We start from the raw sequence: 22,297 nt of genomic DNA, 5'->3' as shown, positions 1-22,297 counted from the left end.
GTGACAATCGGAGCCATGGAAAGCAGCAGCACCACGGCGGGCGGCGGCGGCCGCCGCGAGGCGACCCGGCAGAAGCTCTACGAGGCGGCCGTCACCCTGATCGCCGAACAGGGCTTCTCCGCCACGACGGTGGACGAGATCGCCGAGCGGGCCGGGGTCGCGAAGGGCACGGTCTACTACAACTTCGCGAGCAAGTCGGTCCTCTTCGAAGAGCTGCTGCGCCACGGCGTCGGGCTGCTCACCGCCTCGCTGCGGGAGGCGGCGGAGAAGACCGACCGGGACGGCGGCAGCAAGGTCGACGCGCTGGACGCGATGATCCGGGCCGGGCTCGTCTTCATCAACCGCTATCCGGCGTTCACCCAGCTCTACGTGGCGGAGCTCTGGCGCACCAACCGGGCCTGGCAGTCCACCCTGATGGTCGTGCGGCAGCAGGCGGTGGCGGTCGTCGAGGGCGTTCTGCGCGACGGGGTGGCGGGCGGGGAGCTCAGCGACGAGATCGACATCCCGCTGACGGCGGCGGCGCTCGTCGGGATGGTTCTGGTGGCCGCCCTGGACTGGCAGGCCTTCCAGCCGGAGCGCTCCCTGGACGACGTCCACGCGGCCCTGTCCCGGCTCCTGCAGGGGCGCGTGAGCGGCCACCGCTGAGCCGGAGCCGCGGGACCGCAGCGGAGGCCCGGCCGCTGCCCCGATGCCGAAGGGACGGGCGGCACGCACAACCGGGCACACACAGCGGGGCGGCCCGCACACGAGAGCGCCGGTCCGGTCGGCCGCGTCCCCCGCGGGCCGTCCGTACCGGCGCCTCGTCGTACTCCCCCGTGCCCCCCGTCGGGCCCCCGTTCGGTCGTCCCCCGGGTCCCCCCGTGTCTCACTCCCGCCGAGCAGGTCGGCGGAAGGAGCGGCCAAGGGCGCGAGTTCCGTTCCGCCGCCCCGTGTCGGCGGTACCGGAGCCGCGCCCCTTTCCGTGCCTCCACTCTTCCGTTCGCGCAGGTCGGACCCATCCGTGCGCCTACTCATCTCTCCCCGTAGGTACGGATACTCAGGCGTACGTGCTCAGACCCAGGACGCGCCGCTCTCCCACTGGTTACGATCCCCTCCGTGTCCGTACTCCCCCTGGTCTTCACCAGCGGCTGGGCCAGCGGCATCAACGCGTACGCGGTGGTGCTGCTCCTCGGCATATTCGGCGCCACCGGGCTGAGCGACGAGGTCCCGGAATCCCTGCAACGCCCTGAGATCCTGGTCACAGTCGGTGTCCTGTTCCTCTGCGAGGCGGTCGCCGACAAGATCCCGTACGTGGACTCGGTGTGGGACTCCGTGCACACCGTGATCCGGCCGGCGGCGGGCGCCTGGGTCGGGGCCATGCTCGCCGGGCAGAGCGGCTCGGTCTCGGACCTGACGGCGGCGGTGCTCGGCGGTTCGACCGCGCTGGCGAGCCACGCGGTCAAGGCCGGGACCCGGATGGCGGTCAACACCTCGCCTGAGCCCTTCAGCAACATCGTGATGAGCATCGCCGAGGATCTCGGGGTCGCGGGGATCATCACGCTGGCGATCTTCCATCCCTGGGCGGCGGCGACCGTCGCCGGCGCCCTGCTGTTCACCGGGCTCACGGTGGTCGGCTTCCTCCTCTCGCGCATCAGACGGTTCCTGCGGCGCCGGGCACAGCGCCGGGAGGAGCGGCGGACGACGCCGGTGGTGGGGCGGCCGCCGGACGGCATGCCGTGGGCGGACCGCGACTGACGGGACTGTCGGCGGGGGCGGATAAAGTCGCCGCCATGGGACGGATTGCGGTGATCGGCGCCGGGATGGGCGCCATGGCGGCCGCCGCCCGGCTGGCCGTCGCGGGCCACCGGGTGGTGGTGTACGAGCGGGCGGAGACGTACGGCGGTGCGGTACGCCGCTTCGAGCGGGACGGCTTCGCCTTCGACACGGGCCCGGGGCTGCTCCCGGTGCCGGCCGTCTACCGCGACCTGTTCGTCAAGACCGGGAAGCGGCCCCTGGAGGAGTGCGTCGAGCTGGTGCAGGTCGACCCGTCGGCCGGCCACGTCTTCGCCGACGGCACCCGGGTGACCCTGCCGAACGCCTCACGCGCGGGCGTGCTCGCCGCACTGGACGAGGCGCTGGGCGACGGCGCGGGCGCCCGGTGGGGCGCGTTCCTGGTGCGGGCCCGGGAGGCGTGGGACCGCGCGCGCCGGCCGCTCCTGGAGGAGCCGCTGTGGCCCAACTGGGACGTGCTGGCCGAGCGCGAGCCGTACCCCTCGGTGCCGCACAAGAAGCTGCTGCGCACCCGCAGGGCCGAAACCCTCGCCGAGGTCGCCGCCTGGGAGCTGCGCGACCCACGCCTGACGGCCCTCCTGGAGAGCCACGCCCTGGCGTACGGGCTCGACCCGCGCGCGACCCCGGCGAGCGCCGCCGTGCTGCCGTACATCGACCACGCCTTCGGCACCTGGTACGTACGCGGCGGCATCCGGGAACTGGCGCGCGCGGTGTACGAGCGGTGTCTGGAGCGCAGGGTCGAGTTCCGCTTCGGCACCCCCGTCGAACGGATCGTCGAGAAGGACGGACAGGTCGTCGGCGTGGAACTGGCCCGGGACGGCTCGGCGGCTTCCGGCGCCGAGGGCGGCCCGGAGCCCGGCGGACCGGGGGGCCTCTTCGAGCAGGCGGACTTCGTGGTCGCGGGCGTGGCGCCGGACGTACTGGACGGCCTCGTGGCCGGGGCGGCGCTCCGGGGCGCTGCCGAAGTACCGCCGCGGCCGGGCACGGCCAGCAGGCTGACGCTGCTGCTCGCGCTGCGCGGCGGACGGCCCGCCGGGACGGCGCACCGGACGGTGGTCCACTCGGCCGACCGGGAGGGCGAGCTGGAACGGCTCTTCGGGGAGCGCCCCGGAGTGCCCGCGGCGCCGACCGTCGTGGTGGCGCGGCCCGACGACCCCGCGCTCGTCCCGGACGCGGAGCACGAGGCGGTCGCGCTGACCGTCACGGTCCCGCCCGGCGCCCGGGTCTCGGAGGAGGACGTGGAGCGGGTTCTGGACGCCGCCGGGCGGGCCCTGCCGGGTCTGCGCGACCGGCTCCTGTGGCACGAGGTCCGTACCCCGGCCGACATCGCGGAGGCGACCGGTGCGGAGGGCGGCGCGGTGCCCGCCCCGGCGCTCGCCGCGGCGGGAGGGCGGCTGCTGCACCCGTCGAACACGACGCGGATCCGGGGCCTCTTCGCGGCCGGGGGCTGGGCGCACCCCGGCGGCGGTCTGCCGCACGCCGGCATGTCGGGGGCCCTGGTGGCCGGACTGATCGTGGAAGGGCCGGAGTTCCAGGGCTCGCAGTGAACGGCCCGGCGGGCAGCGGCGCGGACAGGCCCCTCAGCCGCTGTCCCGCGGGTCAGTAGCGGTACTGCTCGTCGTACCCGGTGTTGCCGTTGCCGTTGCCGTTGCCCTGGTAGGGGTACTGCTGCTGCTCGGGCGGGAGTTCGCCGCCGTACTCGTCGGTGCGCTGCTGCGGGACCCAGACGCCGCCGGCCGGGGTCTCGCCGCCGTACGTGCCGGTGGCGTACTGGTCCTGGCCGTAGTTCTGCTGCTGCGCGTACCCCTGGTCGCCGCCGTTGTTGTAGGCGCTCTGGTCGTACGTGCCGTTCGGGTAGGCCTGCTGGCCGGTGTACGGGTCCGTGTAGCCGGCGTACTGCTGCTGGCCGTAGCCGTACTGCTGCTGGTCGTAGCCCGTGTAGCCGTCGTACGCGTAGGCCTGCTGGTTCTGGCCCGTCGCGTAGGCCTGCTGGTCCTGACCGGTCGCGTAGGCCTGCTGGTCCTGGGACGGGGACGCGCCGGCGTAGGACTGGTCCGTGGCGGCGGCGTACGCGCCCGAGTCGTAAACCCCGTAGGAGCCGGTGTCCTCGGGCAGCGGCTGCGGCTCGTACACCGAGGTCGTCTCTGCGGCCGTGGGCTCGGCCTGCTCCGGGGGCGCGAACCGGTCGGACGGGGCGGGCGTGAAGACGTCGTCCTCGTCGGCGTACTGGTCCTCGCGCCGGTAGGCGGCCACCTCGACCTCGTCGAGCTCGGGGTCCTCCTCCACCTCGTCCGCGTCCTCAGGCTCGCCGCGGCGGCGCTTGCTGAGCTTGCCGGCCTTGCCCTCCACACCGGGGCCGTTGATGGCCCAGCCCTGCGCGAAGCCCTGGCGGAACGACAGCGTCACGTAGGTCTGGCCGACGGTGAAGGCGGCCGCGCCCAGGCCGATGACGACGACCGAGTGCATCAGGACGCCGAGGACCACACCGAGGAAGCCGACGAAGGCGAGCAGCCGGAAGCGCAGCCGCGCCTTGTACTGCAACAGCACCTCGCCGAGCAGCCACAGCGCGACGATGCCGAATGCCAGATAGAGGACCGTCAAGCCCATGTACGCCCCTCTCCCAGTGGCCGCTACGCAGTGTGTCGTACGCGGGTGCGACCGGTCTAGGCCTGCTGCGGGTGATGCAGGCCCAGATTCTCGTAGATTTCCAGCGTCGCGGTGGAGTTGTTGAGCGTGATGAAGTGCAGCCCGGGGACACCCTCGGTCAGCAGCCTCGCACAGAACTCCGTCGCGAACTCGATCCCAATGGAGCGTACAGCCGCCGGATCGTCTTTGACTGTGAGGATCCGCTCTTTCAGGACGTCCGGGAACGAAGCATTGGAGAGTTTGGGCAGCCGTTCCAACATCTTCACACTTGTCACGGGCATGACTTCCGGGATGACCGGCGTCGCGCAGCCCGCCGCGTCGACGCGGTCACGCAGGCGGAGGTAGGACTCCGGCTGGAAGAACATCTGCGTGATCGCGTAGTCGGCGCCCGCGCGGCACTTGTCGACGAAGTGGGAGACGTCCAGGTCCCACTCCGTGGACCGGGGGTGCATCTCCGGGAAGGCCGCGACCCCGACGCAGAAGTCCCCGGACTCCTTGATGAGGCGCACCAGTTCGGCCGCGTAGGTCAGACCCTGGGGGTGCGGGACCCACTCGCCCATGGGGTCGCCGGGCGGGTCGCCGCGCACCGCGAGCATGTTGCGGATGCCCGCGTCCGCGTACTGCCCGATGATGTTGCGCAGCTCCGCGATCGAGTGATTGACCGCGGTGAGGTGCGCGACCGGGGTGAGCGTCGTGTCGAGGACGATCTGCTCGGTCTCCTTGACCGTGCCGGCCCGCGTGGAGCCGCCGGCTCCGTAGGTCACGGAGACGAAGTCGGGGGCCACGGCCTCGACGCGCCGCAGGGCGTTCCACAGGTTCCGCTCGCCCTTGGGCGTCTTCGGCGCCGAGAACTCGAAGGAAAAGGTCTGTTTGCCGGTCGCGAGCATGTCGCGCACCGTGCGTGCGCGATCAGTCCTGGTGGAAGCAGATCCGAGGGCCATACCCGCAGGTTAGCCAGAGGGCGTCGGTCGCCCAACCGAACCGCTGACTTTTGTCCGATCTGTCGATTTCTTGTCCACCCCTCGGACAGCGTCCCCGCCGGACTCTCGGACAGGAGCCTCACCCGATCGCCGGACAGCGGCCTCGCCCGATCGTCGGACGGCACCCCCGCCCGTTCGCCGGACGGCGCCTTCGCCCGATCGTCGGACGACGGCCCCGCCCGATCGTCGGACAGTGACCCCGCCGAAAAGGCCTCCGCGCGCGGCGGCAGGCCCTCAGATCTCCCGGAGCCGCTTCGCGAACTCGGCCGCCGCGGCGCCCGGGTCGTCCGCCTCGGTGATCGCCCGTACGACGACGACACGGCGGGCGCCCGCTTCGAGCACCTCGTCCAGCCGGCCGAGGTCGATGCCGCCGATCGCGAACCAGGGACGGTCGGTGCCGAGGGCCGCCGTGGCGCGGACCAGGCCGAGTCCGGGCGCGTGGCGGCCGGGCTTGGTGGGGGTGGGCCAGCAGGGGCCGGTGCAGAAGTAGTCCACGCCGTCCTGGACGGCGGCGGCCCGGGCCTCGGCCTCGGAGTGCGTGGAACGGCCGACGATCACGTCGTCGCCGAGGATCGCGCGGGCCGCGGGAACCGGCAGGTCCCCCTGGCCCAGATGCAGGACGCCGGCGCGGGCGGCGTGGGCCACGTCCGCCCGGTCGTTGACCGCGAGGAGCTTGCCGTGCCGGGCGCAGGCGTCCGCGAACACCTCCAGGTGCTCCAGCTCCTCCGCCGCCTCCATGCCCTTGTCGCGGAGCTGCACGATGTCGACACCGCCCGCCAGGACCGCGTCGAGGAACCCGGCGAGGTCGCCCTGGCGCCTGCGGGCGTCGGTGCACAGGTAGACGCGGGCGTCGGCGAGGCGGCCCCGGGCGGTCGTGGCGGCGTTCTCGGGCATGCGTGGTCCCCCGTTGTCGGTGCGCGGGGAGCGCGGCGGCCGGGAGGGTCCCGCCGCCGTGCTCCCCGTGCCGGACGGTCTCGTTCAGGTCAGACGGCGAGCGCCTGGGCGCGGCGCTTCACCTCCGTGCCGCGATTCTCGCTCAGGGCCTGCGCGGGGGTGCCGGGCAGGGTCGGGTCGGGGGTGAAGAGCCATTCAAGGGCCTCTTCGTCGGAGAAACCGTCGTCCCTCAGGAGCGTCAGGGTGCCGACCAGGCCCTTGACGACCTTCTGTTCGTCCACGTCGATGAAGTCGGCGGGGACGTGCAGCGCGCGGTTCTCACCACGGCGTACGGCGATGAGCTGGCCCTCCTTGACCAGCTGCCGGACGCGCGTCACCTCGACGCCGAGCTGCTCGGCGATGTCGGGGAGGGTGAGCCAGGCGGGGACGAGAGCATCGGTCTTTGCGTCAATCTCGGTCACGGGACAAGCCTGCCATCCCGGACCGACAGCCGGAAGCCGAGGGCGTCCGACCCGGGGTGACGGAATCAGGCCGTGGCGCCCTTCAGGGGCCTCGACGGGTCCGCGAGCAGCACCGGATCCATCGTGGCGCCCGCCTCGATCAGCCGGCGGCCCTGGGCGAGATCCCTCGGGCGGCCCACCGCCAGGAGGGCGACGAGCCGCGTCTCGCGGAGCCAGCACACCGACCAGGAGGCGCCCGAGGGGTCGCCGCGCCACACCAGGGTGTCGACGGGCGTGTGGTGGCCGACGTACTGCACGAAACGGCCGAACTGCTCGGACCAGAAGTACGGCACGGGGTCGTAGGCGGCGGGCGTCTGGCCGACGATGTTCAGGGCGACCGTGCGCGGGCCCTGGAGGGCGTTGTCCCAGTGGTGGACGAGGAGGCGTTCCTCGTAGCGGCCGGAGGGGAAGGAGGCGCAGTCGCCGACCGCGTACACGTCCGGCAGGGAGGTGCGCAGATGGTCGTCGGCGACGATCTCACGGTGGGCGCCGAGTGCGATGCCGGAGTCGGCGATCCAGGCGGTGGCCGGCCGCGCGCCGACCCCGACCACGACGGCGCCGGCCGGGACCCGGGAGCCGTCGTCCAGGACCACCGCGCCGGGCTCGACACGCTCCACGCGCGCGCCGGTGCGCAGCGTGGCCCCGCTGTCCGCGTACCAGGCGGCCATCGGGGCGGCCACCTCGGGCGGCAGCGCCCCGGCGAGCGGCCGGTCGGCGGCTTCGACGACGGTGACCGCGCAGCCCGCCTCGCGCGCGGCCGTCGCGAACTCCGCTCCGATCCAGCCCGCTCCGACCACCACGATGTCGTGCTGGCGGGCGAGGACGGGCCGCAGCCGGTCGGCGTCGTCCAGGGTGCGCAGCAGATGCACGCCGGGCACGCCTTCGGCGCCGGGGAGCCGGATCGGTTCGGCGCCGGTGGCGACGACCAGGACGTCGTACGGGACGGGTCCCGCGTCCGTGTCCAGCTCGTGGTCGCCGGCGCGCACGCCGAGCGCCTCGCTGCCGAGCCGGAGATCGATGTCCAGGGCCTCGAAGTCGATGTCGAACGCGGAGCCCTCGGCCTTGCCGAGCAGGACGGCCTTGGACAGCGGCGGCCGGTCGTAGGGCTGATGCGGCTCCGCGCCGATCAGCGTGACGGTGCCCGTGAAGCCCTGTTCGCGCAGGGCGACCGCGGTCTGCACCCCGGCCATGCCCGCGCCCACCACGACGACCCGCCGTGCCGCGGGCCTCTGCGGCTGGGACTGTGCCTGCGTCTGATCGCTCACCTGATCACCATAGACACCTGACAATCCGTCAGTCAGCGGACGTGCTCGGTGACCTGTTGCACACAGCCGGTGTCGGCCGGTTCCTCCACGACGCTCGTCCCGGTGCCCGGCTGCGACTCCCACGTCCAGGTCTCCTCCAGCCGCACCCGGCCGTCGGGCAGGTCCACGACGAGGGACACGCAGTGCCCCGACGCGGTGGTCCCGTCCCGCTTGAGCTGCACGTACCGGAAGTCGAGGCGGTCGCCCTCGCGGGTTCCCACGAGGTGTCCGCGGACGACGTCGCCGCCCGCGTAGTCGGCCCAGACCACGCCGTCCTCCTCGTGATAGGTGAACCGGGTGCGGGTGCCGACCTGGCCCGGGGCCTGGTCGGCGACGGGGGCGAGCACGAGGCCGTCGAGCGGTCGCGCCATGGGCGGAGGCTCCCTTACTGAGACGGACGGGGGCGGGCTAGGGTGGCCAACGTAAAGCACTCGCGGGAGCCCGGACGCACCGGGCTGAGAGGGAGGCTGGGCGGCCTCCGACCGTACGAACCTGATCCGGGTCATGCCGGCGAAGGGAGGGGCTGGACGCCCATGCCGTCTGCACGTTCGTCGGACGTCCTCGTCGTCGGGGGCGGAATCATCGGTCTGGTGACGGCCTGGCGGGCCGCGCAGCGCGGGCTCGCGACCGCGCTCGTGGACCCCGGGCCCGGCGGCGGGGCCGCGCAGGTCGCGGCCGGGATGCTGGCCGCCGTCACCGAGCTGCACTTCGGCGAGGAGACCCTGCTGGGCCTCAACCTCGCCTCCGCCCGCCGTTATCCGGACTTCGCCGCCGAACTCTCCGAGGCGAGCGGCCAGGACCTCGGCTACCGCAGGAGCGGCACGCTGGCCGTCGCGCTGGACGCCGACGACCGCGCCCATCTGCGCGAACTGCACGCGCTCCAGGTCCGCTCGGGGCTGGAGTCGGAGTGGCTGAGCGGCCGTGAGTGCCGCCGCCTCGAGCCGATGCTCGCGCCCGGCGTGCGCGGCGGACTGCGGGTGGACGGCGACCACCAGATCGACCCGCGGCGCCTGGCCGCCGCCCTGGTCACCGCGTGCGAGCGGGCCGGGGTGACCGTGCACCGTACCTGGGCGGAGCGTCTGAGCGTCGTACGGGAGCGGGCCGCCGGGGTCGTCACCGCGGACGGCACCGCCCTCGCCGCGGACCGGGTGGTGCTGGCGGGGGGCAGCTTCAGCGGGCGTCTCGCGGGCGTCCCCGAGGACGCCGTGCCGCCGGTGCGCCCGGTCAAGGGACAGGTGCTGCGGCTGACCGTGCCGCGGCACTTCGCGCCCTTCCTGAACCGCACCGTGCGGGCCGTGGTGCGCGGCAGCCACGTCTACCTGGTGCCGCGCGAGAACGGCGAGCTGGTGGTGGGCGCGACCAGCGAGGAGCTGGGCTGGGACACCACCGTGACGGCGGGCGGCGTGTACGAGCTGCTGCGCGACGCCCACGAGCTGGTCCCCGGGATCACCGAGCTGCCGCTCACCGAGACCCGCGCGGGGCTGCGCCCCGGCTCGCCCGACAACGCGCCGCTGCTCGGCCCGAGCGCGCTGGACGGGCTGCTGCTGGCCACCGGGCACCACCGCAACGGTGTGCTCCTGACGCCGGTGACCGGCGACGTGATGGCCCACGTCCTGACCACGGGCGAACTCCCCGCCGAAGCCCGCCCCTTCACTCCCCTGCGCTTCGGCGCCACGGCCCGCACGGAGCTGCCGGTATGAACATCGTCGTCAACGGGGAGCGGCGCCGGATCGCCGCCGGAACCGCTCTCGACGCGCTCGTCGCGACCCTCACCCCCTCGTCGTCCGGGGTGGCCGCCGCCCTGAACGAGACCGTCGTCCCGCGAGCGCAGTGGCCGTCCACCTCGCTCGCCGAGGGCGACCGCGTCGAGGTCCTCACCGCCGTCCAAGGAGGCTGAACCCATGGCAGACGACCCCTTCGTCCTCGGCGGTACGGCCTACGCGTCCCGGCTCATCATGGGCACGGGCGGCGCGCCCAGCCTCGACGTGCTGGAGCGCTCCCTGGTGGCGTCCGGCACGCAACTGACGACGGTCGCGATGCGGCGCGTGGACGCGTCCGTGCACGGCTCGGTCCTGTCGGTGCTGGCCCGGCTGGACATCCGTGTCCTGCCGAACACGGCCGGCTGCTACACCGCGGGCGAGGCGGTGCTGACGGCCCGTCTGGCGCGCGAGGCGCTGGGCACCGATCTGGTGAAGCTGGAGGTCATCGCCGACGAGCGCACCCTGCTGCCCGATCCGATCGAGCTGCTCGACGCGGCGGAGACGCTGGTCGACGACGGCTTCACCGTGCTGCCGTACACGAACGACGACCCGGTGCTGGCGCGGAAGCTGGAGGACGTCGGCTGCGCGGCGATCATGCCGCTCGGCTCGCCCATCGGGTCCGGGCTCGGGATCCGCAACCCGCACAACTTCGAGCTGATCGTCGAGCACGCGCGCGTGCCGGTGATCCTGGACGCGGGAGCGGGCACGGCGTCGGACGCCGCGCTCGCGATGGAGCTGGGGTGCGCGGGGGTGATGCTGGCCTCGGCGGTGACACGGGCGCAGGAGCCGGTGCTGATGGCGGAGGCCATGCGGCACGCCGTGGAGGCGGGGCGCCTGGCGCGGCGGGCGGGACGCATCCCGCGGCGCCACTTCGCGACGGCGTCCTCGCCGGTGGAGGGCATGGCGGCGCTGGACCCCGAGCGCCCCGCGTTCTGAGCACCGGCCGGCGCGCCGCCGGTCCGCCGGGTCCGCCCGCCGCCGGTTTCCGGCCGGGCGGACGGTGCACGTTGTCGCGCCGGGTGCTTGCGGTCACGGACGGGACATGATCGGACATCCGTACGTCGAACAGGTCTTCGTACGGACGGTGTGCGTCACAGCTCGGCTGCAGTCGGGGCCCCGTATCGGCCGAACGGGGGCCCGTGACAGTGGCGGCTCGTAGACTCACCTGCGTGGATACGACCCTTCAGGACCCGCTTGTCGGACACGTGCTCGACGGCCGCTATCGCGTCGAGGCACGAATCGCGGTCGGCGGGATGGCCACGGTCTACAGGGCCCTGGACACCCGCCTCGACCGCGTGCTCGCGCTCAAGGTGATGCACCCGACGCTGGCCGCCGACGCCTCGTTCGTCGAACGGTTCATCCGCGAGGCCAAGTCGGTGGCCCGGCTGGCGCACCCGAACGTGGTGCAGGTCTTCGACCAGGGGGCGGACGGGTCGTACGTCTACCTGGCCATGGAGTACATCGCCGGGTGCACCCTGCGCGACGTGCTGCGCGAGCGCGGCGCCCTGCAGCCGCGGGCCGCGCTCGACATCCTGGAGCCGGTCCTCGCCGCTCTCGGCGCCGCCCACCGCGCGGGGTTCGTGCACCGGGACATGAAGCCGGAGAACGTCCTGATAGGGGACGACGGCCGGGTCAAGGTGGCGGACTTCGGGCTCGTCCGCGCCGTGGACACGGTGACCAGCACGACGGGCGCCGTCCTCGGCACCGTGTCGTACCTCGCCCCCGAGCAGATCGAGCACGGCACCTCCGACACCCGGGTCGACGTCTACGCCTGCGGTGTCGTCCTCTACGAAATGCTCACCGGCGCCAAGCCGCACACCGCGGACTCCCCCGCCCAGGTGCTCTACCAGCACCTGCACGAGGACGTGCCGCCTCCGTCGGCCGTCGTGCCGGGCCTCGCGTACCCGCTGGACGAGCTGGTGACCGCTGCCACGGCCCGCAACCCCGAGGTCCGCCCGGCCGACGCGGTGTCCCTGCTCGGCCAGGTCCTCGAGGCGCGGGCCGGCCTCACCGCCGACCAGCTGGACGCGATCCCGCCGGGCGCCCTGTCCGTGGGCCACGACAACGCCGACGACCGTACGAGCGTGATCCCGCGCTCGCTGTCCGTCCCCCGTCTGCTGCCCGTGAACGAGGACGACTCCCTCGACCGGACCAGCCGGTTCGAGCAGAGCAGCCCCTTCACCACCGCGCCGGTCCAGCAGCGGGCGGCGGCCACGCGGCCGCCGCGGCGCGGGATGCTGCTGGTCGTCGCCGCGATCGTGGCCGTGCTCGGCCTCGGCGCCGGTGTCTGGTACATCAACTCGGGTCAGTTCACCAAGGTCCCGCCGGTCCTGGCGAAGACGGAGGCGCAGGCCAGAACCCAGCTGCGGGGCGCCGGACTCGACGTCAAGCAGGTCAAGCACGCCTACAGCGACACCGTGAAGCGGGGCACGGTCATCAGCACCGACCCGAACGTCGGCGAGCGCATCCGCGACAACGACTCCGTGACGCTGACCGTCTCCGACGGCCCCAAGACGGTGAAGGTGCCCGACCTCAAGGGCCTCGCCCTGTTCAAGGCCAGGGAGGTCCTCAAGGGCGACGGGCTCGTCGCGGGCATGGTCACGCGCGCGTTCAGCCAGGACGTGACCAAGGGCTTCGTGATCGGTACGGACCCGGCGGCGGGCACCACCCGGCACTCGGGTTCGGCGATCGCGATCGTGGTGAGCAAGGGCAGCCCGGTGGAGCTGCCCGACGTGACCGGCTCCTCGGTCGAGGACGCGACCGCGGAGCTGGAGGGCGCGGGCCTGAAGGTGAGGATCGCCCCGGAGCGGGTCAACTCGGAGTTCGACAAGGGCCAGGTCGCCCAGCAGTCGCCGCGCGCCGGCCGTGAGGCCGCCACGGGCGACACGGTGACCCTGACCCTCTCCAAGGGCCCCGAGATGATCGAGGTCCCGGACGTCGTGGGCGACAGCGTGGACGACGCCACGAAGGCGCTCAAGGACGCCGGGTTCGAGGTCGACGAGGACCGCGGGCTCCTCGGGCTCTTCGGCGACACGGTCAAGAAGCAGTCGGTGGACGGCGGCGACACGGCACCCAAGGGCTCGACGATCACGATCCAGATCCGCTGAGCGGATCCGCCGCGGGGCACCTCACGACGTGTCCGCGGGAGGCTCCACGGACGCGTCGCCGAGCGCCCCACGGGTCCGCCCGTGGGGCGCCCGGCGGCGCGTGACACCCTGACGGGTGTGACCAGCAAGCAGCTCCGCAACCCCGTCGGCGGCCACGTCCCCGTGGCCGGCGGCCTCAACTCCGTCGGCCTGGCCTACGCCCGTGACCTCGCGGCCGAGACCGTCCAGGTCTTCGTCGCCAACCCGCGCGGCTGGGCGACGCCCGCCGGGAACCCCCGGCAGGACGAGGACTTCCGCGCCGCGTGCGCCGCCGGATCGATCCCCGCGTACGTCCATGCCCCGTATCTGATCAACTTCGGTTCGCACACCGAGGCGACGGTCGAGAAGTCGGTGGAGTCGCTGCGGCACTCGCTGCGGCGCGGACGGGAGATCGGCGCCCTGGGAGTGGTCGTGCACACCGGGAGCGCCACCGGCGGCCGGGAACGGTCCGTCGCGCTGCGGCAGGTGCGCGACCGGCTGCTGCCGCTGCTGGACGAACTGACCCACGACGACGACCCGTTCCTGCTGCTGGAGTCGACGGCCGGCCAGGGCTCCTCCCTGTGCTCCCGCACCTGGGACTTCGGACCCTACTTCGAGGCGCTGGACGCGCACCCCAAGCTCGGCGTCTGCCTCGACACCTGCCACATCTTCGCCGCGGGCCACGATCTGACCGGCCCGAGCGGCATGCACCAGACCCTCGATCTGCTGGTCGACACCGTCGGCGAGGGACGGCTGAAGCTGATCCACGCCAACGACTCCAAGGATGTGGTCGGCGCGCACAAGGACCGCCACGAGAACATCGGCTCCGGCCACATAGGCGAGGACCCGTTCCGCGCCCTGATGACCCACCCCGCCACGGAGGGCGTACCGCTGATCATCGAGACGCCCGGCGGGAAGGAGGGCCACGCGGCCGACGTGGAGCGGCTGAAGAAGCTCCGCGACGGATAGTCCTCCGATCCTGCGGAATACCCCAGGGGGGTATACGGTTCCTTCCGTACGAAGGAGCCGTACTCGAACCTGGGGGAATGCATGCGACACGAGGCACACGCCCACGCGGACATACACACGCACACGCACGACCAGCACCGGGGGCCGGCCGCGGCCACCTGGTCCATGGCCGCGACGGCCACCCTGCACTGCCTCACCGGCTGCGCCATCGGCGAGGTGCTCGGCATGGTGGTGGGCACGGCGCTCGGGTGGGGAAACCTGCCGACGACGGTCCTGGCGGTCGCGCTGGCCTTCTTCTTCGGTTACGCCCTCACCCTGCGCGGGGTGCTGCGGGCGGGCGTCGGATTCCGCACCGCCTTCCGCGTCGCACTGGCCGCGGACACCCTGTCCATCGCGGTGATGGAGCTGATCGACAACGGGGTCATCACCCTCTGGCCGGACGCGATGGACGCGCAGCTCGACGACCTGCTGTTCTGGGGGTCGCTGCTGATCTCGCTCGCCGTGGCCTTCGTGGTCACGGCGCCGGTCAACAAGTGGACGATCGGCCGGGGCAAGGGGCACGCGGTGGTGCACCGGTACCACCACTGACCCACCGGGACACCGGCCGGGGAACCGGCACCGGGGACGCGCACCGGCACTCGGGCCGCGGGCTCAGAGCTCGGGGCCGTCCCCGGGTTCCTCCTGGTAGGAGTAGCGCTGCTCGCGCCAGGGGTCACCCACGTTGTGGTAGCCGCGCTCCTCCCAGAAGCCCCGGCGGTCGGCGGTCATGTACTCGACGCCGCGCACCCACTTGGGCCCCTTCCACGCGTACAGATGCGGGACGACCAGGCGCAGCGGGAAGCCGTGCTCCGCCGTCAGCAGCTCGCCGTCCTTGTGGGTGGCGAAGATGGTGCGTTCGGAGGCGAAGTCCGCGAGCCGCAGGTTCGAGCTGAACCCGTACTCGGCCCAGACCATCACATGGGTGACGGCGGGCGCCGGCGGGGCTATCTCCAGGATCGTGGAAGCGCGGACGCCACCCCATTCGGCCCCGAGCATGCTGAACTTCGTGACGCAGTGCAGATCGGCGACGACGGAGGTGTACGGGAGTGCGGTGAACTCGTCGTGGGTCCAGCACTGCTTCCCGCCGTCGGCGGTGGCGCCGAAGACCCGGAACTCCCAGCGCTCGGGGCGGAACTTGGGGACGGGGCCGTAGTGCGTGACCGGCCAGCCGCGCTGGAGTCGCTGTCCCGGCGGGAGCTCCGACGGTGCTGTTTCTCCAGATTCGCGCTCCACCGGCTGACCCATGACTCCATCCTGACAGACGGGGAACAGTGCCCATGACCAGCGCGAGCCGGATCGGGGCAACTCGGAGTAAGCATGCACTTACTGGACGCTCCGGGACACCGGTGCGAAGATGCGGCGCAATCGGCCCAGTACCCCGCTTGGAAGGAGCCTCTGCGATGCAGGGCGACCCCGAAGTCATCGAATTCCTCAATGAACAGCTGACCGGTGAGCTGACCGCGATCAACCAGTACTTCCTGCACGCGAAGATGCAGGAGAACTTCGGCTGGACGAAGCTCGCGAAGTACACCCGGCACGAGTCGTTCGACGAGATGAAGCACGCGGAGGTGCTCACCGACCGGATTCTCTTCCTGGACGGTCTGCCGAACTACCAGCGGCTCTTCCACGTCCGGGTGGGGCAGACCGTCACCGAGATGTTCCAGGCCGACCGGCAGGTGGAGGTCGAGGCGATCGACCGCCTCAAGCGCGGGATCGAGGTGATGCGCGCGAAGGGCGACATCACGTCCGCGAACATCTTCGAGTCGATCCTCGAGGACGAGGAACACCACATCGACTACCTGGACACCCAGCTCGAACTGGTCGAGAAGCTCGGCGAGGCGCTCTACATCGCGCAGCTCATCGAGCAGCCGGAGAGCTAGGAGCGGGACGGCCGGCGAGTCAGCCGGACGGCCGAGGGGTCGAGCGGCCGGAGCCGGTCAGGCGGCCTCGCGGCCCGCGGCCTCGTATTCGGGGGCCTCGCGTCGATCGGCCTCGGCCTCCGCGAGCACCTCGGAGAGCACCGGCATGCCCCGGTCGGCCAGCTCGCGGCGCGGACACGAGCCCCTGCCCAGCAGCGCCTGGATCCGGCGCACGCACGAACCGCAGTCCGTGCCCGCCTTGGAGGCCGACGCTATCTGCCGAGGAGTACAGGCGCCGTCCTCCGCGTGCTTCTTCACCTGCTGTTCGGTGATCCCGAAGCAACTGCAGACGTACACCCGGTTCACCTCCCGCCGGAATCGTGGGGTCGCGCCATCCCGATGATCGGTGAGGCTAACCTAACCTTACCCGTCACATAGGAACCACAAAAGTGGGGTGGGGCGCGGATCGTATGTGATCCGCGCCCCACTTCACGCACCCGTAACAGGCGTCACGCCTGTTGATCTCCTACTGGTCGCGGTACATCTCCGCGACGAGGAAGGCCAGGTCAAGGGACTGGCTGCGGTTCAGACGGGGGTCGCAGGCCGTCTCGTAGCGCTGGTGCAGGTCGTCGACGAAGATCTCGTCGCCGCCGCCCACGCACTCGGTGACGTCGTCACCGGTGAGCTCGACGTGGATGCCGCCGGGGTGGGTGCCGAGACCCTTGTGGACCTCGAAGAAGCCCTTCACCTCGTCGAGCACGTCGTCGAAGCGGCGGGTCTTGTGGCCCGAGGCCGCCTCGAAGGTGTTGCCGTGCATCGGGTCGGTCACCCAGGCCACGGTCGCGCCCGAGGCGGTGACCTTCTCGACCAGCTCGGGCAGCTTGTCGCGGACCTTGTCCGCGCCCATGCGCACGATGAAGGTGAGCCGGCCCGGCTCGCGGTCCGGGTCCAGGCGCTCGATGTACTGCAGCGCCTCCTCGGCCGTCGTCGTCGGGCCCAGCTTGATCCCGACAGGGTTGCGGATCTTCGAGGCGAACTCGATGTGCGCCCCGTCGAGCTGACGGGTGCGCTCGCCGATCCACACCATGTGGCCCGAGACGTCGTACAGATCGCCCGTGCGCGAGTCGACGCGGGTCAGCGCCGACTCGTAGTCGAGGAGCAGCGCCTCGTGGGAGGCGAAGAACTCGACGGTCTTGAACTCCTCCGGGTCCGTGCCGCAGGCCCGCATGAAGTTCATCGCGTTGTCGATCTCACGCGCGAGCTGCTCGTAGCGCTGGCCGGACGGGGACGACTTCACGAAGTCCTGGTTCCAGGCGTGCACCTGGCGCAGGTCGGCGTAGCCGCCGGTGGTGAAGGCGCGGACCAGGTTGAGCGTGGAGGCGGACGCGTTGTACATCCGCTTCAGGCGCTCGGGGTCCGGAATCCGGGCCTTCTCGTTGAAGTCGAAGCCGTTGACCGAGTCGCCCCGGTAGGTCGGCAGGGTCACGCCGTCGCGGGTCTCGGTGCCCTTGGAGCGGGGCTTGGAGTACTGGCCGGCGATCCGGCCGACCTTCACCACCGGTACCGAGGCGGCGTACGTGAGGACGGCGCCCATCTGGAGCAGCGTCTTGAGCTTGTTGCGGATGTGGTCGGCCGACACGGCGTCGAAGGCCTCGGCGCAGTCGCCGCCCTGGAGAAGGAACGCCTCTCCCTTGGCGACGGACGCCATCCGGGCGCGCAGCTGGTCGCACTCGCCCGCGAAGACGAGCGGCGGATACGACTCGAGGTCCGCGATCACATCGCGCAGAGCCTCGGCATCGGGGTACTCGGGCTGCTGCGCCGCGGGCAGGTTTCGCCAGGTGTTGCCAGCGCTCGCGCTGGACTTAGCGTTCACGGTCACCCGGACAACATTACGGGGTCGTGTCGGGCGTCTTGTCCACATGCTCATCAAGTGAGACGAACCGCGCTCGATCGGTGAGTCCCCCGGGCGGCGCCACGGCCCTTCGCGGCGCCGGCCCGGGGACGGGAACGGCGGGCCCTAGTCCACGTCGAGACGGTCGCGGTCGATGGAGATCCGCACACCGCCGTGCGTCTCGGTCGTGTCGCCCACGTACTGGTGGACGCGCTGGTGCTTGGACCACAGCGTCGAGGGGATCGAGGAGTCGGACGTGCTCGACACCCGGTTCCAGCGGGCGAAGTGGATCACGTCGGGCAGGGTGACCCGGCTCTTGTTGGCGATCAGGTCGGACATCAGGGACGAGGTGTTGCCGTACGCGCCGGAGCGGTAGCCGAGCGCGTGCAGCCGCACCGTGTAGGCCTGCAGGTAGGAGAGCACCGAGTCGGTGACCTTGCCTCCGGGCTCGTAGTGCTCCAGGTCGAGGTAGAGCACCGAGCCCTTGCCGAAGCCCAGCGCGGCCGCCTGCCGGACGGCGTCGTCGGCGCCCGCGGTGCCCTGCGACACCGGGCTGGTGATCGCCGCGCAGCCGCCCCCGCAGCTCCCGCCGTCGGAGGAGGGCTGCCGGCCGACGTACAGCGGGAAGAACCTCCAGCCGCGCGTGTACTGCGTGCGCACCCAGGACGCGGTCAGGTGCTGCTGGGCGCAGGCACGGTTGATGCCGCCGATGTAGACACCGATGGCGCCGTACGGGGAGTCGTCGCGCCAGGCGTCCATGGCCGACTGGCTCGGGGCGGTGCAGGCGTCGAAGCCCTCGCCGCGGAAGGAGGTCGCGTTCTTCGGCAGCGCGGCCACCGCGCGCTGCTGCGCCGGCCCCTCGCGCCGCGCCGCGGCGACGGGCAGTCCGGCGCTGCTGAGGACGTCCTGGATGCGCGCGCGGTCGTATCCGTAGGCCGCGGTGACGGCGATGCGGTCGGCGGTGGCCCGGTAGGTGCGGGCGGTGGGGTTCTCGGTGACGGCCTTGGGGGCCACGGCGGCGGGCTGGACCAGCAGCGCCTCGGTACGGCCGCTGGCCCGGGCCGGGCAGTTCTGGTCGGTGCCCGGGGTGCCCAGGTAGACGGCGTGCCGGTCGAAGCGGACACAGGTGTCGGGATGCCTCTTCAGGTCCACGATCCGCCAGGAGTCGGGGACCGTGAAGACGTAGCCGCGGTAGGAGATGTGGGTCAGGTCCTCGGCGTCGCTCGGGCGCGGGGCGGAACTCGCGGGGACGAGCGGTCCGGCGGCCAGGGCGGCCGCCGCGAGGAGCACGGTCAGGGCGCGGGCTCCGGTCCGGCGGGGCTGGGACGTACGGCGTGCGTGCATGGTTCTCGTTTCTCGGTGCGTTCGGGCTGTCTGGCCATCCATGGCCGGTGACCGGACGGTAGGAACGCCCCGCGGGGCCGTTTCACGCTGTTGCCCGCCCCTCACCGTCGGGTAAGGTGCGGCGCATGTTCGCGCATTCGAACCAGAACTGGTGGTGGACCGCTCATCCGGCGGCCCGCTGACTGCGCGTAGACACGACTTCGCGAAGGCCGCCCGAGGGGCGGCCTTCGGTGTTTGCGGACCCGGGTCGTTCCTCTCCGAGATGCACGATCCGAGAGAAGGACCGCACCCGATGAATCTGCTCGACCTGCTGGACGACCCCCGTCCCTTCGCCCTGCTGCGCCGCCGTACCCCGGGCCGTGACCACGACGTGGTCGAACTGCTGCAAGGGCCGGTGCGCGAGGTGGAGCGCCTCGCCGACATCCCCGACGAGGCTCTCGCGCTGATCCCGTTCCGGCAGATCCGGGAGCGCGGTTTCGACGTACGTGACGACGGCACCCCGCTCTCGGTGCTCGTCCCCGAGGAGCGCCGCGAGATCCCGCTCGAACGGGCGCTGGCCCAGCTCCCGGACCACGACGTACGGGTCGAGGGCGGTGGCTTCGACGTCGGTGACGAGGAGTACTCCGGGATCGTCGAGCGGGTGCTGCGCGAGGAGATCGGGCGCGGGGAGGGTGCCAACTTCGTGATCCGGCGGACGTACGAGGGCCGGATCCCGGGGTTCGGACGGGCCGACGCCCTGGCGCTGTTCCGCCGGCTGCTGACCGGCGAGCGGGGCGCGTACTGGACGTTCGTCGTGCATACCGGGAATGAGCAAGGGCCCGAAGGGCCTTCCTCGGAAGGGCGGGGGCGGGAGACGGGTGGGCGGACGCTGGTCGGGGCGAGCCCTGAGGTGCATGTGCGGATGTCGGCCGGGACGGTCGTGATGAACCCGATCAGCGGGACGTACCGCTACCCGGCCGGGGGCCCGACGCCCGAGGACCTGCTGGCGTTCCTCGCCGACGGCAAGGAGATCGAGGAGCTGTCGATGGTCGTCGACGAGGAGCTCAAGATGATGTGCACGGTCGGTGACATGGGCGGGGTGGTGATCGGGCCGCGGCTCAAGGAGATGGCCCATCTCGCGCACACCGAGTACGAGTTGCGGGGCCGCTCCTCGCTGGACGTGCGGGAGGTGCTGCGGGAGACCATGTTCGCGGCGACCGTCACCGGCTCGCCCGTGCAGAACGCCTGCCGGGTCATCGAGCGTCACGAGGTGGGCGGGCGCGGCTACTACGCGGGCGCGCTGGCGCTGGTCGGGCGGCAGCGCGAGGACGGTCCGGGTGGCGGGCCCGGGGCACAGACCCTCGACTCCCCGATCCTCATCCGCACCGCCGACATCGACGCGGACGGCCGGCTGCGGGTGCCGGTGGGCGCCACCCTCGTGCGGGGATCGGACCCGGCGGGCGAGGTCGCCGAGACGCACGCGAAGGCGGCGGGTGTGCTGGCGGCGCTGGGGGTGCGGCCCGGCCGGCCGCGCCCGGCCGGCGCCCGGCCCCGGCTCGGCGACGATCCCCGGGTGCGGGCGTCGCTGGACGGACGGCGGGCCTCGCTGGCGCCGTTCTGGCTGCGGATGCAGGAGCGTTCCCGGGAACTGACCGGGCACGCGCTGGTCGTGGACGCCGAGGACACCTTCACCGCGATGCTCGCGCACGTCCTCAGGTCGTCCGGGCTGGAGGTGACGGTACGCCACTACGACGAACCGGGTCTGCGCGAGGCGGTTCGCGCGCACGAGGGTCCCGTCGTCCTCGGCCCCGGGCCCGGCGATCCCTCCGACACCGCGGACCCCAAGATGCGTTTCCTGCGCGGGCTGACCGCCGAGGTGCTGCGTGAGCACCGGCACGGCGTGCTCGGTGTCTGCCTCGGGCACGAGCTGATCGCGGCCGAGCTGGGGCTGGAGATCGTCCGCAAGGACGTGCCGTACCAGGGCGCGCAGACCCGTATCGACCTCTTCGGGCGGCCCGAGACCGTCGGGTTCTACAACAGCTTCGTCGCGACGTGCGACGACGAGGCGCTGGCGGAGCTGTCCGCGCACGGCGTCGAGGTCAGCCGGGCCGCGAACGGCGAGGTGCACGCGCTGCGCGGTCCCGGCTTCGCGGGCGTGCAGTTCCATCCGGAGTCGGTGCTGACGCTCGACGGCGCGGCCGTGGTGCGGGAGCTGACGGGTCAGCTCCGGGGCACGAGCACGTTCTCCGAGCGGCGGCCCTCCAGGTAGTCGAAGACGTTCGCGGCGGTGGCGTCGACGATCTGGCCGACGGCGTCCCGGGTGTAGTACGCCTGGTGCGAGGTGACCAGGACGTTCGGGAAGGTGACCAGGCGGGCCAGGGTGTCGTCCTCGACGGTCTCCAGGGACTTGTCGAGGAAGAACAGTCCGGCCTCCGCCTCGTACACGTCGAGGCCGACGCCCGTGAAGCGACTCTCGCGCAGCTCGGCGACGAGGGCCTTGCTGTCGATCAGGCCGCCGCGGCTGGAGTTCACCAGGATCGCGTCGTCCTTCATCAGGCGCAGGGCCTCGGCGTCGATGAGGTGCTGCGTCTGCGGCATCAGCGGGACGTGCAGGGTGATGAGGTCGGACTCGGCGAGCAGGTGCTCCTTGGAGACGTACCGCATGCCGAGTCCGAGGCACTCCGGGTTCTCCGCGATGTCCCAGCCCAGCAGGTTCATGCCGAAGCCGTGGGCGATCCGGGTGAAGGCCTCGCCGATCTTCCCGGTGCCGAGGACGCCCACGGTGCGGCCGTGCATGTCACGGCCCATCAGTCCTTCGAGGCGGAAGTCGAAGTCACGGGTGCGGTTGGAGGCGCGGACGATACGGCGGTTGACGGCCATGCCGAGGGTCCAGGCGAACTCTGCGACCGAGTAGGGCGAGTAGGACGAGACCCGGGCGACCGTCATGCCGAGGCGCTCGGCGACTTCGAGGTCGATGTTGTTGAACCCGGTGGAGCGCTGGGCGACGAGCTGGGTGCCGCCCGCCGCCAGGGTCTGCAGGACGCGGTGTCCCAGGGCGCAGTTGACGCTGGTGGAGATCGCCTCGTAGCCGGCGGCGATGGGGGCGGTGTCCTCGCTGAGGAAGACGTCGAGGCAGCGGACCTCGTGGCGTGGATCGAAGGACTTCTCGATCAGGGGCTTCTCGTCGGACTGGACGCCGAACGCCAGAATCTCCACCGGTCTCTCCCGTGCTGGGGT

23 protein-coding genes and 1 riboswitch are annotated in these 22,297 nt (G+C 72.1%); of the genes, 12 read left to right on the top strand and 11 right to left on the bottom strand.

The window, feature by feature from the left end:
• Positions 1-15 precede the first annotated feature (15 nt).
• The 3 genes from ACFYYF_RS24100 to ACFYYF_RS24090 all read left to right on the top strand — a co-directional run bounded on the left by ACFYYF_RS24100 (position 16) and on the right by ACFYYF_RS24090 (position 3,317).
• Positions 16-645, top strand: a complete 630-nt coding sequence (locus ACFYYF_RS24100) for a TetR/AcrR family transcriptional regulator (protein WP_361686125.1) — start codon at positions 16-18, stop codon at positions 643-645.
• 450 nt (positions 646-1,095) lie between these two features.
• On the top strand, positions 1,096-1,734 hold the full coding sequence (locus ACFYYF_RS24095; RefSeq protein ID WP_388778966.1) for a DUF4126 domain-containing protein: 639 nt from the start codon (positions 1,096-1,098) through the stop codon (positions 1,732-1,734).
• A 35-nt stretch (positions 1,735-1,769) separates the two neighbouring features.
• Complete coding sequence (locus ACFYYF_RS24090) at positions 1,770-3,317, top strand: phytoene desaturase family protein (protein ID WP_388778964.1); 1,548 nt, start codon at positions 1,770-1,772, stop codon at positions 3,315-3,317.
• A gap of 52 nt (positions 3,318-3,369) precedes the next feature.
• Here ACFYYF_RS24090 and ACFYYF_RS24085 read toward each other — a convergent pair whose 3' ends face one another.
• The 6 genes from ACFYYF_RS24085 to ACFYYF_RS24060 all read right to left on the bottom strand — a co-directional run bounded on the left by ACFYYF_RS24085 (position 3,370) and on the right by ACFYYF_RS24060 (position 8,465).
• Positions 3,370-4,377, bottom strand: coding sequence for a hypothetical protein (locus ACFYYF_RS24085; protein ID WP_388778962.1), 1,008 nt, complete (start codon positions 4,375-4,377; stop codon positions 3,370-3,372).
• A 56-nt stretch (positions 4,378-4,433) separates the two neighbouring features.
• Positions 4,434-5,357: a methylenetetrahydrofolate reductase [NAD(P)H] gene (metF, locus tag ACFYYF_RS24080; protein WP_361686117.1), complete on the bottom strand. Its 924-nt coding sequence runs from the start codon at positions 5,355-5,357 to the stop codon at positions 4,434-4,436.
• 273 nt (positions 5,358-5,630) lie between these two features.
• Positions 5,631-6,290, bottom strand: coding sequence for a thiamine phosphate synthase (thiE, locus tag ACFYYF_RS24075; RefSeq protein ID WP_388778959.1), 660 nt, complete (start codon positions 6,288-6,290; stop codon positions 5,631-5,633).
• Between the two features lie 89 nt (positions 6,291-6,379).
• Positions 6,380-6,751 (bottom strand): Rv2175c family DNA-binding protein, encoded by a 372-nt coding sequence (locus ACFYYF_RS24070; protein ID WP_361686113.1) that lies wholly within the window; start codon positions 6,749-6,751, stop codon positions 6,380-6,382.
• Between the two features lie 65 nt (positions 6,752-6,816).
• Complete coding sequence (locus tag ACFYYF_RS24065; protein ID WP_388778957.1) at positions 6,817-8,055, bottom strand: NAD(P)/FAD-dependent oxidoreductase; 1,239 nt, start codon at positions 8,053-8,055, stop codon at positions 6,817-6,819.
• A gap of 32 nt (positions 8,056-8,087) precedes the next feature.
• Complete coding sequence (locus ACFYYF_RS24060; protein WP_388778954.1) at positions 8,088-8,465, bottom strand: hypothetical protein; 378 nt, start codon at positions 8,463-8,465, stop codon at positions 8,088-8,090.
• A gap of 52 nt (positions 8,466-8,517) precedes the next feature.
• A riboswitch (TPP riboswitch) is annotated at positions 8,518-8,630 on the top strand.
• Here ACFYYF_RS24060 and thiO point away from each other — a divergent pair.
• From thiO to ACFYYF_RS24030, 6 genes are all read left to right on the top strand, one after another.
• Positions 8,628-9,794, top strand: a complete 1,167-nt coding sequence (gene thiO / locus ACFYYF_RS24055; protein WP_388778952.1) for a glycine oxidase ThiO — start codon at positions 8,628-8,630, stop codon at positions 9,792-9,794. (Overlaps the previous riboswitch by 3 nt.)
• A complete protein-coding gene (gene thiS, locus ACFYYF_RS24050; protein WP_361686105.1) occupies positions 9,791-9,991 on the top strand; it encodes a sulfur carrier protein ThiS in 201 nt (66 codons plus the stop codon). The genes thiO and thiS overlap by 4 nt, the downstream gene beginning before the upstream one ends.
• A gap of 4 nt (positions 9,992-9,995) precedes the next feature.
• Entirely contained in the window at positions 9,996-10,790 is a 795-nt protein-coding gene (locus ACFYYF_RS24045; RefSeq protein ID WP_388778949.1) for a thiazole synthase, read from the top strand.
• Between the two features lie 233 nt (positions 10,791-11,023).
• Complete coding sequence (pknB, locus tag ACFYYF_RS24040; protein ID WP_388778947.1) at positions 11,024-12,961, top strand: Stk1 family PASTA domain-containing Ser/Thr kinase; 1,938 nt, start codon at positions 11,024-11,026, stop codon at positions 12,959-12,961.
• Positions 12,962-13,078: 117 nt separating this feature from the next.
• On the top strand, positions 13,079-13,948 hold the full coding sequence (locus ACFYYF_RS24035; protein WP_388778944.1) for a deoxyribonuclease IV: 870 nt from the start codon (positions 13,079-13,081) through the stop codon (positions 13,946-13,948).
• A gap of 81 nt (positions 13,949-14,029) precedes the next feature.
• Positions 14,030-14,536 carry a DUF4396 domain-containing protein gene (locus tag ACFYYF_RS24030; protein WP_388778942.1) on the top strand — a complete coding sequence of 169 codons (507 nt, stop codon included), beginning with the start codon at positions 14,030-14,032 and terminating at the stop codon, positions 14,534-14,536.
• 63 nt (positions 14,537-14,599) lie between these two features.
• On the opposite strand, the gene ACFYYF_RS24025 is transcribed toward ACFYYF_RS24030, so the two are convergent.
• Entirely contained in the window at positions 14,600-15,232 is a 633-nt protein-coding gene (locus tag ACFYYF_RS24025; protein ID WP_388778940.1) for a sulfite oxidase-like oxidoreductase, read from the bottom strand.
• A 155-nt stretch (positions 15,233-15,387) separates the two neighbouring features.
• Here ACFYYF_RS24025 and bfr point away from each other — a divergent pair, with 155 nt between their 5' ends.
• Positions 15,388-15,867 carry a bacterioferritin gene (gene bfr, locus ACFYYF_RS24020; protein ID WP_361686093.1) on the top strand — a complete coding sequence of 160 codons (480 nt, stop codon included), beginning with the start codon at positions 15,388-15,390 and terminating at the stop codon, positions 15,865-15,867.
• Between the two features lie 57 nt (positions 15,868-15,924).
• Here the strand turns inward: bfr and ACFYYF_RS24015 are convergent, their stop codons facing one another.
• The 3 genes from ACFYYF_RS24015 to ACFYYF_RS24005 all read right to left on the bottom strand — a co-directional run bounded on the left by ACFYYF_RS24015 (position 15,925) and on the right by ACFYYF_RS24005 (position 19,081).
• The gene (locus ACFYYF_RS24015; protein ID WP_388778937.1) at positions 15,925-16,212 is read right to left on the bottom strand and encodes a bacterioferritin-associated ferredoxin; all 288 of its coding nucleotides are present in this window, start codon (positions 16,210-16,212) and stop codon (positions 15,925-15,927) included.
• Between the two features lie 160 nt (positions 16,213-16,372).
• Positions 16,373-17,725 (bottom strand): class II 3-deoxy-7-phosphoheptulonate synthase, encoded by a 1,353-nt coding sequence (locus ACFYYF_RS24010; RefSeq protein ID WP_365491993.1) that lies wholly within the window; start codon positions 17,723-17,725, stop codon positions 16,373-16,375.
• Between the two features lie 138 nt (positions 17,726-17,863).
• Entirely contained in the window at positions 17,864-19,081 is a 1,218-nt protein-coding gene (locus ACFYYF_RS24005; protein WP_388778934.1) for a glycoside hydrolase domain-containing protein, read from the bottom strand.
• 125 nt (positions 19,082-19,206) lie between these two features.
• Between ACFYYF_RS24005 and ACFYYF_RS24000 the strand changes: the two genes are divergently transcribed.
• On the top strand, positions 19,207-19,263 hold the full coding sequence (locus ACFYYF_RS24000) for a trp operon leader peptide (protein ID WP_351867684.1): 57 nt from the start codon (positions 19,207-19,209) through the stop codon (positions 19,261-19,263).
• 110 nt (positions 19,264-19,373) lie between these two features.
• Positions 19,374-21,329: an anthranilate synthase family protein gene (locus ACFYYF_RS23995; RefSeq protein WP_388778932.1), complete on the top strand. Its 1,956-nt coding sequence runs from the start codon at positions 19,374-19,376 to the stop codon at positions 21,327-21,329.
• Here ACFYYF_RS23995 and ACFYYF_RS23990 read toward each other — a convergent pair.
• Entirely contained in the window at positions 21,281-22,276 is a 996-nt protein-coding gene (locus tag ACFYYF_RS23990) for a 2-hydroxyacid dehydrogenase (protein WP_388778929.1), read from the bottom strand. The genes ACFYYF_RS23995 and ACFYYF_RS23990 overlap by 49 nt on opposite strands.
• Positions 22,277-22,297 lie beyond the last annotated feature (21 nt).

Origin of the sequence: Streptomyces sp. NPDC001914 (assembly GCF_042891215.1) — a bacterium.
Classification (GTDB): Bacteria; Actinomycetota; Actinomycetes; order Streptomycetales; family Streptomycetaceae; genus Streptomyces.
This window is presented reverse-complemented; position numbering and strand designations above follow the sequence as displayed.